This is a genomic window from Bacillus sp. 5w2 (assembly GCF_054353775.1).
The window spans coordinates 45,960-60,371 of sequence record NZ_JBTIWT010000013.1; the positions used below are offsets into that span (position 1 = coordinate 45,960).

At 37.9% G+C, this 14,412-nt stretch carries 17 protein-coding genes; 16 read left to right on the forward strand and 1 reads right to left on the reverse strand.

The genetic code is table 11. The annotated features are described in order from the left end of the window. The first annotated feature begins 293 nt into the window (after positions 1–293). From ACXY7N_RS20060 to ACXY7N_RS20120, 13 genes are all read left to right on the forward strand, one after another. The gene (locus tag ACXY7N_RS20060) at positions 294–407 is read left to right on the forward strand and encodes a DUF4024 domain-containing protein (protein ID WP_000232961.1); all 114 of its coding nucleotides are present in this window, start codon (positions 294–296) and stop codon (positions 405–407) included. 26 nt (positions 408–433) lie between these two features. Continuing rightward, on the forward strand, positions 434–658 hold the full coding sequence (locus ACXY7N_RS20065) for an AtpZ/AtpI family protein (protein WP_001171223.1): 225 nt from the start codon (positions 434–436) through the stop codon (positions 656–658). Beyond that, entirely contained in the window at positions 658–1,050 is a 393-nt protein-coding gene (locus ACXY7N_RS20070; RefSeq protein ID WP_000567600.1) for an ATP synthase subunit I, read from the forward strand. Before ACXY7N_RS20065 ends, ACXY7N_RS20070 begins: the two co-directional genes overlap by 1 nt. 7 nt (positions 1,051–1,057) lie before the next feature. Next, positions 1,058–1,777 carry a F0F1 ATP synthase subunit A gene (gene atpB / locus ACXY7N_RS20075; RefSeq protein WP_016085476.1) on the forward strand — a complete coding sequence of 240 codons (720 nt, stop codon included), beginning with the start codon at positions 1,058–1,060 and terminating at the stop codon, positions 1,775–1,777. 56 nt (positions 1,778–1,833) lie between these two features. After that, complete coding sequence (atpE, locus tag ACXY7N_RS20080; protein ID WP_000052064.1) at positions 1,834–2,052, forward strand: F0F1 ATP synthase subunit C; 219 nt, start codon at positions 1,834–1,836, stop codon at positions 2,050–2,052. Between the two features lie 129 nt (positions 2,053–2,181). Further along, the gene (gene atpF / locus ACXY7N_RS20085; RefSeq protein WP_001142618.1) at positions 2,182–2,688 is read left to right on the forward strand and encodes a F0F1 ATP synthase subunit B; all 507 of its coding nucleotides are present in this window, start codon (positions 2,182–2,184) and stop codon (positions 2,686–2,688) included. Next, a complete protein-coding gene (atpH, locus tag ACXY7N_RS20090; RefSeq protein WP_016085477.1) occupies positions 2,685–3,227 on the forward strand; it encodes a F0F1 ATP synthase subunit delta in 543 nt (180 codons plus the stop codon). The genes atpF and atpH overlap by 4 nt, the downstream gene beginning before the upstream one ends. Before the next feature lie 11 nt (positions 3,228–3,238). Further along, positions 3,239–4,747, forward strand: coding sequence for a F0F1 ATP synthase subunit alpha (gene atpA / locus ACXY7N_RS20095; protein WP_000027521.1), 1,509 nt, complete (start codon positions 3,239–3,241; stop codon positions 4,745–4,747). Positions 4,748–4,961: 214 nt separating this feature from the next. After that, on the forward strand, positions 4,962–5,822 hold the full coding sequence (atpG, locus tag ACXY7N_RS20100) for a F0F1 ATP synthase subunit gamma (protein ID WP_016085478.1): 861 nt from the start codon (positions 4,962–4,964) through the stop codon (positions 5,820–5,822). Positions 5,823–5,940: 118 nt separating this feature from the next. Continuing rightward, complete coding sequence (gene atpD / locus ACXY7N_RS20105) at positions 5,941–7,350, forward strand: F0F1 ATP synthase subunit beta (protein ID WP_016085479.1); 1,410 nt, start codon at positions 5,941–5,943, stop codon at positions 7,348–7,350. A 20-nt stretch (positions 7,351–7,370) separates the two neighbouring features. Next, positions 7,371–7,772: a F0F1 ATP synthase subunit epsilon gene (atpC, locus tag ACXY7N_RS20110; RefSeq protein WP_000847215.1), complete on the forward strand. Its 402-nt coding sequence runs from the start codon at positions 7,371–7,373 to the stop codon at positions 7,770–7,772. A gap of 130 nt (positions 7,773–7,902) precedes the next feature. After that, the gene (locus ACXY7N_RS20115) at positions 7,903–8,685 is read left to right on the forward strand and encodes a DUF975 family protein (protein ID WP_016085480.1); all 783 of its coding nucleotides are present in this window, start codon (positions 7,903–7,905) and stop codon (positions 8,683–8,685) included. A gap of 47 nt (positions 8,686–8,732) precedes the next feature. After that, positions 8,733–9,386 carry a DUF975 family protein gene (locus ACXY7N_RS20120; RefSeq protein ID WP_016085481.1) on the forward strand — a complete coding sequence of 218 codons (654 nt, stop codon included), beginning with the start codon at positions 8,733–8,735 and terminating at the stop codon, positions 9,384–9,386. Between the two features lie 70 nt (positions 9,387–9,456). Here ACXY7N_RS20120 and ACXY7N_RS20125 read toward each other — a convergent pair whose 3' ends face one another. Then, positions 9,457–12,186, reverse strand: coding sequence for a putative bifunctional diguanylate cyclase/phosphodiesterase (locus tag ACXY7N_RS20125; protein ID WP_488592576.1), 2,730 nt, complete (start codon positions 12,184–12,186; stop codon positions 9,457–9,459). A 289-nt stretch (positions 12,187–12,475) separates the two neighbouring features. Here ACXY7N_RS20125 and nuoA point away from each other — a divergent pair, with 289 nt between their 5' ends. Genes nuoA through ACXY7N_RS20140 form a run of 3 tightly spaced genes read left to right on the forward strand, consistent with a single transcriptional unit; the run spans position 12,476 to position 14,411 of the window. After that, positions 12,476–12,844 carry an NADH-quinone oxidoreductase subunit NuoA gene (gene nuoA, locus ACXY7N_RS20130; RefSeq protein ID WP_000179273.1) on the forward strand — a complete coding sequence of 123 codons (369 nt, stop codon included), beginning with the start codon at positions 12,476–12,478 and terminating at the stop codon, positions 12,842–12,844. Then, on the forward strand, positions 12,835–13,353 hold the full coding sequence (nuoB, locus tag ACXY7N_RS20135; protein WP_000236331.1) for an NADH-quinone oxidoreductase subunit NuoB: 519 nt from the start codon (positions 12,835–12,837) through the stop codon (positions 13,351–13,353). The genes nuoA and nuoB overlap by 10 nt, the downstream gene beginning before the upstream one ends. Next, positions 13,350–14,411 carry an NADH-quinone oxidoreductase subunit C gene (locus ACXY7N_RS20140; protein WP_488592577.1) on the forward strand — a complete coding sequence of 354 codons (1,062 nt, stop codon included), beginning with the start codon at positions 13,350–13,352 and terminating at the stop codon, positions 14,409–14,411. The genes nuoB and ACXY7N_RS20140 overlap by 4 nt, the downstream gene beginning before the upstream one ends. Position 14,412 lies beyond the last annotated feature (1 nt).

Below are 14,412 nucleotides of genomic sequence, written 5' to 3' on the forward strand. Positions count from 1 at the left end.
ATATACAACATAAGTTGCATACACTTCACATATAATATAGAAGTCTTACGTCTAAAGAGCACTATATTATGGAAGGAAAGCGTTATATCTTAAAAATATAATAGTGACAAACTTGTGAACATTCTCTTCTATTATAAAGAGAAAACTGTTAGAAATTGCATATCTCTAACCAGTATTTAGAAGGGGAACGTTTTCATTTTTGGGAGGAAATGACTAATACTCAAATTTTTTGATTTTTTACGATTTCTCGTTGACACTGTTAATACCCTATTGTATGCTAACAACGGGGATAGATGGTAGGGCTTTCAGTGACAAAAATACATCTATTCCGTGACGAAAATGTAAACTTTTTATTTTGTATAGGATTTATGCAAAAAAATGAGTTATTATTAACACATCGTGAATGAGGGTTACATATTGGAGGGATGAATCCTTGCAAAAAAACGATCGCAGCCATATAAAAGCTTATGCTTTAATGTCAGGTATTCTTGCTCAGTTAGTCGGTTCTATTCTTGTTGGAATCTTTGGTGGGCAGTGGATTGATAATAAGGTTGGAACGTTTCCATTGTTTCTTATTATAGGGTTATTACTTGGATTAGGAACAGGGGTATACGCAATGATTCGACTCATTCGACATTACTATTCGGGAGAGCAATGATGATAGACGTACATGGACTTGTCCAAAGACAAAAGAAATATATGTACTACTTGCTTGCGCTTCTAGTGCTAGGATGGGGATTCACCTCTTACAAGGATGTGTTTCTTGGGCTGATTATCGGAACGATTTTCAGTTTTCTTAGTTTGCGCATCATTGCACGTAGAACAGACAAGCTGTTGGATCGCGTAACAAATGGAGAAAATGTGAAGTTTAAAGCAACAGCGGTAAGTACATATTCGAGATTCGCCACGATTGGGTTATTAATTTTATTTGCAGCCAAATATCAAGAGTTAATTGCGATGTGGGGCTTAGGTGTGGGATTGCTGACAGGATACCTTGTCATGATCATAGATTTTCTTTATTTAGAGTATAAGAGCAGGGAAGAGAGGTGAATTACTAGTGGAACACGGTAGATTAGTTGAATTTCTAGGTTTAACGTTCGATTTGTCATCAGTTATGATGGTTACTGTAGCAGCAGTTATTGTTTTCTTAATCGCTGTTATCGGAACTCGCAGCTTAGCTCTTCGCCCAACAGGAATGCAAAATTTCATGGAATGGGTGTTTGACTTCGTGAAAGGGATTATCAATAGTACGATGGACTGGAAAACAGGTGGACGTTTCTTAACGCTTGGCGTTACGCTTATCATGTTTATCATCGTATCGAACTTCCTTGGTTTACCATTCATGTATTCAACAGTTGAGGCTGGCGAACATATTGCATGGTGGAGATCACCAACGTCTGATCCAGCAGTTACATTAACATTAGCCGTGATGGTAGTTACCCTCACCCATTATTATGGAATTAAGATGAAGGGTACGAAAGAATACGTTAAAGGTTATTTCCAACCGATGAAATTCTTATTCCCATTAAAGGTTATTGAGGAGTTTGCTAACACATTAACGTTAGGTCTTCGTTTATTCGGTAACATTTATGCAGGTGAGATTTTATTAGGATTACTTGCTAAGTTAGGCGGGGCATCATTCCTTGGAGCATTGGGTGCGCTTGTACCAATGTTAGCATGGATGGGATTCAGCGTATTCGTTGGATCAATCCAGTCATTTATTTTCGTTATGTTAACGATGGTTTATATGGCTCATAAAGTCAGTCATGACCATTAATATAATTTAAGTAAGAAAAAAATTATTTTTTTATAATACAAAGGAGGACAAATTAAATGAGTTTAGGTGTAATCGCAGCTGCAATTGCAATTGGTTTATCAGCATTAGGTGCAGGTATTGGTAACGGTCTTATCGTATCACGTACAATCGAAGGTGTTGCTCGTCAACCAGAATTAAAAGGCGCACTTCAAACAATTATGTTCATCGGGGTTGCTTTAGTTGAGGCACTTCCAATCATCGGTGTAGTTATTGCTTTCATCGTAATGAACAAATAAGGGAGACTCCCCTTACATAGATGGCGAAGAGTGTTTTTCCGAACTTTCTTCGCCATTGCTTTATGAATGAAACGTATGTCTTTTTTTTTCATATGATCAATTTAGATATTTTGAAGGGAGTGAATCCTTGTGCCAACTTTATTATTAGGGGCTGCCATTCCATTTGGAACGATTGCTTATACATTGTTCATTTTCTTACTTCTATTAGTAATGCTACGCAAATTTGCGTGGGGTCCTTTAATGGGAATTATGAAAGAACGTGAAGAGCATGTTACTAATGAAATCGACGCTGCAGAAAGAAGTAACGCTGAAGCGAAGAAGTTAGTAGAAGAACAACGTGAAATGTTAAAACAATCACGTGTTGAAGCACAAGAGTTAATCGAAAGAGCGAAAAAACAAGCTGTAGATCAAAAAGATGTTATTGTTGCTGCTGCGAAAGAAGAAGCAGAATCAATTAAAGCATCTGCTGTACAAGAAATTCAACGCGAAAAAGAGCAAGCGATTGCTGCTTTACAAGAACAAGTTGCTTCTTTATCTGTTCAAATTGCTTCTAAAGTAATTGAAAAAGAATTAAAAGAAGAAGATCAAGTGAAGTTAATTCGCGATTATATTAAAGAAGTAGGAGAAGCGCGATGAGCAATGGGATTGTAGCAAAACGTTATGCTGTCGCTCTTTTTAAAATTGCTAAAGAAAAACACGTATTAGAAATGTTTGAAGAGGAATTACGCCTTGTACAAAACGTTTATGTAAAGAACGGAGAACTACATAGCTTTTTAACGCAACCGAACATTTCAAAGGAACAAAAGAAAACGTTTCTTGCAAACGTATTCGGATCTGTTTCTGAATCTATTTTAAATACGTTATATATTTTAATTGATAACAAACGCATTGATATTTTACCTGAAATTGCAGATGAATATGTTGTTCTTGCTAATGAAGAACGTAACGTAGCGGACGCAACTGTATATTCTACTCGTCTTCTATCAGAAGAAGAGAAGCTTAACATTGCAGAAGCATTTGCAAAGAGAACGGGAAGAGATGCAATTCGCGTGAAAAATGTTGTAGATGAAGATTTACTAGGCGGCATTAAAGTACGTATTGGAAATCGCATTTATGACGGAAGTTTACAAGGCAAATTAGCACGTATTCAACGTGAATTAATGAAGAATAGATAGGGGTGAAGCACATGAGCATCAGAGCTGAGGAAATTAGCGCACTGATAAAGCAACAAATCGAGAACTATCAGTCTGAAATCGAAGTTAGTGATGTTGGTACAGTTATCCAAGTTGGTGACGGTATCGCGCGTGCTCATGGTCTTGATAACGTTATGGCTGGTGAACTTGTAGAGTTCTCTAACGGCGTTATGGGACTAGCACAAAACTTAGAAGAAAACAACGTAGGTATTATTATCTTAGGACCTTACACAGAAATCCGTGAAGGTGACGAAGTTCGTCGTACTGGTCGCATCATGCAAGTACCAGTAGGAAAAGAACTAATCGGTCGTGTTGTAAACCCATTAGGTCAACCAGTTGATGGTTTAGGCCCAATCAATACAACAAACACTCGTCCAATCGAAAGTCCAGCACCAGGTGTAATGGATCGTAAATCTGTTCATGAACCACTTCAAACAGGTATTAAAGCGATCGATGCTCTTGTACCAATTGGCCGTGGACAACGTGAGTTAATCATCGGTGACCGCCAAACAGGTAAAACAGCAGTTGCACTTGATACAATCATTAACCAAAAAGATGAAGATATGATTTGTATCTATGTAGCTATCGGACAAAAAGAATCAACTGTACGTAACGTAGTAGAAACACTACGTAAGCACGGTGCATTAGAGTACACAATCGTTGTAACTGCATCTGCTTCTCAACCAGCTCCATTATTATACTTAGCTCCTTATGCTGGTGTAACAATGGGTGAAGAGTTCATGTACAATGGTAAACACGTATTAGTAGTATATGATGACTTATCAAAACAAGCAGCGGCTTACCGTGAGCTGTCATTACTATTACGTCGTCCTCCAGGTCGTGAAGCTTATCCAGGGGATGTATTCTACTTACATTCTCGCTTATTAGAGCGTGCAGCAAAATTAAGTGATGCAAGAGGCGGCGGTTCTTTAACTGCACTACCTTTCATCGAAACACAAGCAGGGGACGTATCAGCATACATCCCAACAAACGTAATCTCTATTACGGATGGACAAATCTTCTTACAATCTGACCTATTCTTCTCTGGCGTACGTCCAGCGATCGATGCGGGTACTTCTGTATCTCGTGTTGGTGGATCTGCTCAGATTAAAGCGATGAGTAAAGTATCAGGTACACTTCGTCTTGACCTTGCATCTTACCGTGAGTTAGAAGCGTTCGCTCAGTTCGGTTCTGACCTTGATAAAGCAACTCAAGCGAAACTAAACCGTGGTGCTCGTACTGTTGAGGTATTAAAACAAGGATTACACAAACCGTTACGTGTAGAGAAACAAGTTATCATTCTTTACGCTTTAACACGTGGATTCCTAGATGATATCCCAGTAGTAGATATCACTCGTTTCGAAGAAGAATTCCATGCTTGGTTAGATTCTAATGCGACTGACTTATTAGAAGAAATCCGCACAACTAAGAAACTTGCGGATGACGACAAATTTGCAGCAGCAATTAACGGATTTAAAAAAGTATTCGTAGCTTCTGAGTAATAAATAAAAGCTCCAGGGGCTCGTTCAAGCCGCTGGAGTTAGATAATATATAAAGGCATCTCAATTTTTGAGATTGCTGACGGTTATGTAAAGGAAAAGAGTAGGTGCACCTATTCTTTTCCTTCAATCATGAGCAAGAATATCTTGCAACGTAGATTAGGAAGAGGATTCTTACTAATCGTGCCAACTTCCGGAAAAAAGGTGGTGAAAACCTGTGGCATCTTTACGCGATATAAAAGCGAAGATTACCTCGACAAAGAAAACGAGTCAAATTACGAAAGCGATGGAGATGGTATCTGCATCTAAGTTAAACCGTGCAGAGCAAAATGCTAAATCTTTCGTTCCGTATATGGAAAAGATTCAAGAAGTAGTAGCGAGCATTGCGCAAGGAAGCAAAGGAATTAATCATCCAATGCTAAATGCGCGTCCTGTAAAGCGTACAGGATACATCGTTATTACATCGGATCGCGGACTAGCAGGTGGTTATAACAGTAACGTATTACGTACAGTTAGTAACGTAATTCGTGAACGTCATAATATGGATTCAAACCAATATTCTATTATTGTGCTTGGACGACTAGGACGTGATTATTTAAAACGTCGCGGCTTTAACATCATTGATGAAGTAGTTGGACTATCTGACCATCCATCATTTACTGATATTAAAGATCTTGCTTCTCGAGCAATTGCGATGTTTGCAGATGGAGCTTATGATGAGCTGTATATTTACTACAACCACTATGTAAGTAAAATTTCACAAGAAGTAACGGAAAATAAAATTTTACCGCTTACTGATGTGGCGTCTGATAAAAAGACGACAGCTTATGAATTCGAACCTTCTGAAGAAGAAATTTTAAAAGTACTATTGCCACAATACGCAGAAAGCTTAGTGTACGGTGCATTACTAGACGGTAAAGCAAGTGAACACGCAGCGCGTATGACAGCAATGAAGAGTGCTACAGACAACGCAATGGAAGTTATCGATTCACTTACACTTTCATTCAACCGTGCGCGTCAAGCAGCGATTACGCAAGAGATTACGGAAATCGTTGGTGGAGCAGCAGCGTTAGAATAGTATTAAAAAGCGTAGGCGGCTCTTTCAAAAGAGTCGCGTAAGCATAAACCAATAAAAAATTAAAAGCTAACTGCTCGTAGCGAGTTGGCTAATTAAAAGAAAGCTAGGAGGGAACCCGATGAATAAAGGGCGCGTTACGCAAATCATGGGTCCGGTTGTAGACGTTAAGTTTGATGGCGGAAAGCTACCAGAAATCTACAACGCCCTTACGGTAAAACAAAGCAACGAAAACGGAGCAAGCATTAACTTAACATTTGAAGTTGCACTTCATTTAGGTGATGATACAGTTCGTACAGTTGCAATGTCTTCCACAGATGGACTTGTTCGTGGCACAGAAGTAGAAGATACTGGTAAAGCAATCTCTGTACCAGTTGGTGATGTAACACTTGGTCGCGTATTTAACGTATTAGGTGATGCAATTGACTTAGATGGTGAAGTTCCAGCCGATGTACATCGTGATCCAATTCACCGTCAAGCACCTGCATTCGAAGAATTATCTACTAAAGTAGAAATTCTTGAAACTGGTATTAAAGTAGTAGACTTACTTGCTCCTTACATCAAGGGTGGTAAGATCGGTCTATTCGGCGGTGCCGGCGTAGGTAAAACGGTATTAATTCAGGAATTAATTAACAACATCGCACAAGAACACGGTGGTATCTCTGTATTCGCTGGTGTAGGTGAGCGTACTCGTGAGGGTAATGACTTATACCACGAAATGAGCGATTCTGGCGTAATTAAGAAAACTGCGATGGTATTCGGACAAATGAACGAGCCACCTGGAGCACGTCAACGTGTTGCATTAACAGGTTTAACAATGGCTGAACATTTCCGTGATGAGCAAGGACAAGACGTACTATTGTTCATCGATAACATCTTCCGTTTCACGCAAGCAGGTTCTGAAGTATCTGCCCTTCTTGGTCGTATGCCATCTGCGGTAGGTTACCAACCAACTCTTGCGACAGAAATGGGTCAATTACAAGAGCGTATTACATCTACAAATAAAGGGTCTATCACGTCTATCCAAGCGGTATATGTACCAGCCGATGACTATACGGATCCAGCACCAGCTACAACGTTCGCTCACTTAGATGCAACAACAAACTTAGAGCGTCGTTTAACACAAATGGGTATTTACCCAGCCGTAGATCCATTAGCATCTACATCTCGTGCACTTTCTCCAGAAATCGTAGGAGAAGAGCATTATGAAGTAGCTCGTCAAGTACAGCAAACTTTACAGCGTTATAAAGAGCTTCAAGACATCATCGCTATCTTAGGTATGGATGAGTTATCTGAAGAAGATAAGTTAGTTGTACATCGTGCTCGTCGTATTCAATTCTTCTTATCTCAAAACTTCCACGTAGCTGAGCAGTTTACAGGTCAAAAAGGTTCTTACGTACCTGTAAAAAATACAGTTAGTGGTTTCAAAGAAATTCTAGAAGGAAAATATGATGACCTTCCAGAAGATGCATTCCGCTTAGTTGGTGGCATTGAAGAAGTTATTGAAAACGCGAAGAAAATGATGGCGTAAGGCCTTAGGAGGGACGAAGTATGAAGACATTTCCAGTCAGTATTGTAACTCCTGATGGACCGGTTTACGAAAAAGAAGTAGAAATGGTAAGCGTAAAAGCAGAGAGTGGGGAAATGGGGATCTTACCGGGTCACATTCCAACTGTTGCACCATTAAAAATTAGTGCAGTTCGTCTGAAAAATGGTGGGCACACTGATTATGTAGCAGTAAGCGGTGGCTTTATCGAAGTTCGTCCAGATAAAGTAACTGTATTATCATCATCTGCTGAAGAAGCAAACCATATCGACATCCATCGTGCAAATGAAGCGAAGCGTCGTGCTGAGCAACGTATGCAAGATAAACAAGCACATGTTGACTTTAGACGTGCAGAAATGGCCTTACAGCGTGCTGTGAACCGTTTAAACGTTTCCGATATGAAATAAAAAATCCGTAAAGGCTTTGCCTTTACGGATTTTTTTATGTAATTCATGGATAATTTTACAAAAATGGTATAATTATATTGATGCTTGTATAAGTAGAGAATGTACAACAATTAATAAAGGGGATGAATAAATGATTGGTGAAATGAAACGAGAAGCGTTGCACTCTTTAAAGGGAAAATGGGGGCTAGGAGTCGGATCAACGATTTTATATTTTATTTTAAGTTATGTTGTTTCAATGGCTGCAATGCTTATACTTTTAATTCCAGGAATTATTATATTTTTCTTATTTGCTGGTTTAACAGGATCAATTGAAGAGGAAGCGATGTCAATCGGAGCAGGTATTACATTTGGGATTTTTTATTGCATTATGATAATTTTAAGTAATGCATCGTATGGAATTACATCATACGGTTATATAAATGTATTTCTACAGATTAGTAAAAGAGAAGGTGCTAAAGTAGATCATTTATTTGAAGGGTTTCGTGGTTTTAAAAGAATGATGAAAACGATGTGGGCGATGCTTGCGATTTTATTATATACAGGTACATGGATTCCAATGTTGCTAGTAGCCTTATTCGCATTTTTGGGTGAAGAAGGAAATACGTCGTTTACTATCGCCTTCTTTGTACTAGTAGCTATTTCAATCGTTGTTATGATTGTGATGTATTTTTCTTATGCGATGACGTACTATGTAATGGTTGAAAATCCAGAGTATAGTGTGTCACAAGCAATGAAAGAAAGTAAGCGTCTTATGAAGGGACATAAATTAGATTTGTTTCTTTTATGGCTTAGTTTTATAGGATGGGGTATTTTAGCGATTTTAACACTTGGAATAGGTTTTCTTTGGCTTAGCCCGTATATGAGTACAACGACAGCGCATTTTTATCGCTATCTTTCAAAAGATGAATTGTAGTAGGAACATGCTATACTAATAGAGTTATTGTGTATAGGAGGCTACGTATGATTGGTGATTTAAAAGGAGAAGCATTAGATTCATTAGAAGGGAAATGGGGATTAGCTGTCGGGGCAACATTACTCATTTCAATTCTTATCACGATTTTTAGTTTTAGTATTGAGTGGGGATTTTCTACAATGATTGGTGGAAAAGAAACAAGTGGTTCACTTTCAATGAATATCCTTACAGTTTTTGTTACGGGACCGTTAACTTTAGGTGGATATTATCTTGCTTTAAATATTCTTCGTGAAAAGCAAGCTAGTATCGGTAATATATTCATTTGGTTTTCAGAGGGAAAAAGATTTCTAAAATCATTTTTATTATATTTATTAGTAAATCTTTATCTTTTCTTATGGATGTTACTATTTATTATCCCAGGCATTATTAAATCATTTTCTTATGCGATGACGTACTTTATTATAAACGACCATCCTGAGTATTCACTGAACCAAGCTATTACAGAAAGCCGTCGTATGATGGATGGACATAAGATGGAGTATTTCATTTTATGTTTAAGCTTTATTGGTTGGTTTATATTAAGTTGTATTACATTAGGGATTGGATTCCTATGGTTAATTCCATATTTTTATACGACGTCAGCAGCTTTTTATGAAGAGGTTGCAGAGGAATATTACGAGAAAACAATTCCGACACTATAAAGTGGGGCATCTCACGTTGATGACTAGTTTTACTGTCAGCAAATAGTATGATAAAAACACCGAGTATGAGCTATTGGTTCATACTCGGTGTTTTTTGTAGGAATTTTATAAATTGATGACTAGTAAGTGGTTTACTGAAATAGTAACCTTGCATGTATTTACAGTTGTTCTTTTGTAGAAACTTAAGTTGTTTTTCTGTTTCAATTCCTTCAGCAACGACAGAAAGGTTTAAAGTATTTGCAAGGGAAAGGATAGTGGAAACGATGGCTCTTTCTTCAGGTCGATGATCGGCTAGTTGTGTAAATTCTCTCGGTACTTTTAATGTATCGATAGGGAAAAGTGATAAATAAGCGAGAGAAGAATAGCCGGTACCGAAGTCATCAATGGACGTTTGAATACCATATTCCTTTAGTTGCTTTAGTCTGGATAATGTTTCTTTTTCATTGATCATCGCAATTCGTTCTGTTAACTCAAGTGTTACATATTTTGGATCAACTTTAACATCTGTTAGTATTTGTGAAATGTTCTCGATTAAATGCTCTTGCTGGAATTCTTTTGCTGATAAGTTAACACTTATTTTTAAATCTTGGTAGCCAAAAGTATGCCATATTTTTAACTGAAGACAAGATTCTTTTAATACCCAATGACCGAGTGGAACGACTTGTGGCGTCTCTTCTACAATTGGAATGAACTCACATGGTGGTATTTCACCTAGGAGGGGGTGTTTCCAGCGTATTAATGCTTCAGCACCAATAATCTTTTTCGTCGTAATATCAATTTGTGGTTGATAGACGAGATAAAATTCTTTGTTTACTAAAGCGAGTGGTAAATCTTTTTCAATTCGAGCTTTTCGTTCCATTTTTTTATACAATTCTTTCGTGTACAGAGAGCTACCGTTTTTTCCTTTACTTTTTGCTTCGTACATGGCCATATCAGCATGCTGCAAGATTGATAATGGATCTTCACCTGCTTCAGGATAGATTGCAATCCCGATGCTCGGTGAGATTTGTAAGTGTTGATTTTCGATTTCGAATGGTTCGTTCATGGCCGCTACAATCGTATCAGCTATTTTTTTAACATCTGGCCTTTTTTTATAATTTTCGATAAGAATTGTGAACTCATCCCCAGCTAATCGGGCAAGCTTCATATTTGGTGTCGATATTTCTTCGAGTCTTTTTGCTACTGCAATTAATAGAAGGTCTCCTACCCTATGACCGAGAGTATCATTAATAACTTTAAAACGGTCTAGGTCGAGAAACATAACAGCAAAAGGCCTTTTTGATAATTCAGATCGAGCAATTGCTTGTTCTACATATTGATGAAATGCACGGCGATTTGCAAGCTCTGTTAAAGTATCACGATAGGCTAGGAAATTAATTTGCTCTTGTTGTTGTTTACTTTCCGTAATATCTTTAATCATTAAATAAACACCAGAAATATGATCCTTTAAAAAGATAGGAACAGCGGTAACATGCAAGTAGTAAATATCTCTGTTCTTATGATACGCCCGTACTTCTAAAGAAATAGATTTCCCCTTTTTTACATGACGAAAGGCATTAATGATGTCTTCCAAATCTTCTTCATACGTAAGTGAATAGTATGGTTGCTTTAATAATTCATTTGTTTGATAACCGAGTAAAGTAGTACCAGCGTTGTTCACGTTGAGAAAATTACCATACAAGTCTAATGTGAAAATTGGATCTGGATGATGCTCGTATAAAGATTTAAACATTTGTTGGTTATGATATAGTTCATTTTTTTGTTCTACTAAATCTTCTGTACGTAATTCGATTTGTTTCTCGAGTTCTAAGTTGAATTGCATTTGGGCTAGTAATAATATTTTATTTTGTTTTCGAACTAAACTATGGCGTATGAGAACGAAGGAGAAAGTTATCATAAGCCCGATTACTACAATAGGTGCAAAAACGTATTCAACTAATATAAAAACAATAAGCATGACTACAGAAATATAAGGTAATGACAATCTGATCGATTCCCCAAGTTTAGGTGTTAATAGTACTTGCTCTTGTTTTTCAGGTTCTTTTGTATGCAGAATACAGGCGATCGCTACTAGTACTAAAGTTACTTGATAGAGAGGGGTAACTGTAAACATAGAATACTCGGGTGTGAAGTATTTGATATAAGCATAAATCGCATCAGTAGTAGCATATAAAATTAAAGCACTGCCAAGAAGCGCACCAACTTTTTGGGGTAATAAGGATAATGGCTTGAATAACAGATTGATTCCTATGAGAAGAAAGAGTAAATCAGCCATTGGATAGGTAAGTTGAACAAATATGTCGATATAGGATGTTGAAGAAACGTGAATCGTTCGTTCAATAAGTAAGTAGTAACTTAAAGTGAATTGTGCTGTAACAATAATACAAATATCACATATCATAAAAAGCTTTTCTAATAAATCTCGGTTATAAATGATCTCATATAGAAAGGCCAATGCAAAGCTAATTAAAAAAAGTAGGTAAAAAAAGTCGGACGAATCAACGAATGTATAGTAGTCCTTTAAAATTAAACGTTGATAGGCAACGACTATATCACCAATGAAATAAGATAGGGTTCCAACAGATAATATGGTCCAAAATAAACGAGGTAACCCTTCTTTCCTATTTGAAAAATAAAGTATATAACTACAAGCGATAATATCAATGAATAGGGTACTCATTCCAATTAATATTTGAAAAGGAAATGAGTATTCATACAGAAAAGGCATTGCCACGTAATGAATTGCTATAGACAACAATATAATACTTATAAGAATAGTTACATGTGTTTGTTTTTTCATTTATCTCACCCACTGTATATACATATAAATTCCTCTTTTTATTTTTTATAGTTTCTTGAAACATATATATAATTTCTATACTTATTTTGCACAGGTATAGCGAGTTGTAAAAATAGATTTTAATAATTCTCGTTTCTGTCCCCAACATATCGACATAGGAATTTGAAGTTTGTTATAATGATTAAAATAGTTGCATTATTTAGAAAAATTTAAAAATAATAATTGCTGCAACTAGGACATATTGTTTACTAAGTGAACTTGTTCTTAATTCAGGGGGGAGGGTTTCACAATGGCAAGTGTATATGAAAATAGTTATATGATCGTTTTGATTTTCTTGCTATTAGGCATATTGCTGCCGGTAGTGGCTCTTACATTAGGAAGGATGCTGCGCCCAAACAAACCAAGTGCAGCGAAAGCGACGACGTATGAGAGTGGGATTGAGCCTTTTCATGATGCGAATATTCGGTTTCATGCTCGTTATTATATTTTTGCTTTATTGTTTGTCATCTTTGATGTAGAAACTTTATTTTTATATCCATGGGCTGTTGCATATGACAAGCTCGGTTTATTTGCACTGATTGAAATGCTCATCTTTGTTGTAATGTTGCTAGTTGGATTAGCGTATGCTTGGAAAAAGAAGGTGTTACAATGGTTATAAATTTTGAGGAATTACATCCAAATGAGCGAGCGGAATTAGAACGAAATATCTTTTTTTCTACATTGGAGCAGTTAAAAGGATGGGCACGGAGCAATTCTTTATGGCCGATGACATTCGGACTAGCATGCTGTGCAATTGAAATGATGGGAGTAGGTTCATCACATTACGATTTGGATCGATTTGGGTCATTTTTTCGGACTTCACCAAGGCAATCGGACGTTATGATTGTGTCGGGAACGGTAACGAAGAAGATGGCTCCTATTGTTCGGCGTTTATACGATCAAATGCCCGAACCAAAATGGGTTATTGCGATGGGATCTTGTGCGACAGCAGGTGGCCCATATGTAAATTCATACGCTGTTGTGAAAGGTGTGGATCAAATTGTACCAGTTGATGTGTATATCCCTGGTTGCCCACCAAATCCCGCTGCTTTAATTTATGGAATTAATAAATTGAAAGAAAAAATTCGTTACGAGGCAAAGACGGGAAAGCAGGTGACGAATAAATGAGTGATCCAAACAAAGACTTAGAGGATTTGAAAAGAGAAGCAGCTAGGCGTGCGAAAGAAGAGGCGAGAAAGCGTCTTGTTGCGAAACATGATGCAGAAATAAGTAAACTTGAGGAAGAAAATCGGGAAAAAGAGAAAGCGCTACCAAAAAATGACGATATGACTGTAGAAGAAGCAAAACGACGTGCAGCCGCGGCCGCAAAAGCAAAAGCGGCAGCGCTAGCGAAGCAAAAAAGAGAAGGAATAGAAGAGATACCGGAAGAAGAAAAGGTCAAAGCGAAGGCGAAGGCAGCAGCGGCCGCAAAAGCGAAAGCCGCGGCGTTAGCGAAACAAAAAAGAGAAGGAACAGAAGAGGTACCGGAAGAAGAAAAGGCCAAAGCGAAGGCAAAGGCAGTGGCGGCTGCAAAAGCGAAAGCGGCGGCGTTAGCGAAGCAGAAGGCCTCGCAAGGTGATGGGGATTCGGGGGATGAAAAGGCGAAAGCAATTGCAGCAGCTAAGGCGAAGGCGGCTGCGGCGGCAAGGGCGAAGACAAAGGGCGCTGAAGGTAAGAAAGAAGAGGTGCCGAAGCAGGAAGAGCCATCTGTGAATCAACCGTATTTAAATCAGTATGTTGAGGTTATTAAGGGGGAAATAGGAGAGGATACATTAGTAGATTCCTATATTAATAAACTTTCAAAAGATGTGCCAACTCTTGTGGCGGAGCCCTCAAAATATTATGAAGTGATGGAATTACTGCGATTCCATGAGGGACTTGCTTTTGATTATATGTCAGAGTTACATGCGACGGATTTTGTGACACATATGGAAGTATATGTTCATTTATTTTCATATGGAAAGAAACAGTCAGTAGCGGTGAAGGTGAAGCTGGATAGGGAAGAGCCGCAAGTAGAATCGGTGACAGCGTTTTGGAAAGGCGCGGACTGGCCAGAGCGAGAAGCGTATGATTTGCTGGGCATTGTATTTAAGGGGCATCCGAATTTATCACGTATTTTAATGCCGGACGATTGGATAGGGCATCCGCTTAGGAAAGATTATGAACCGTATGATGTGGAGGTGTAGC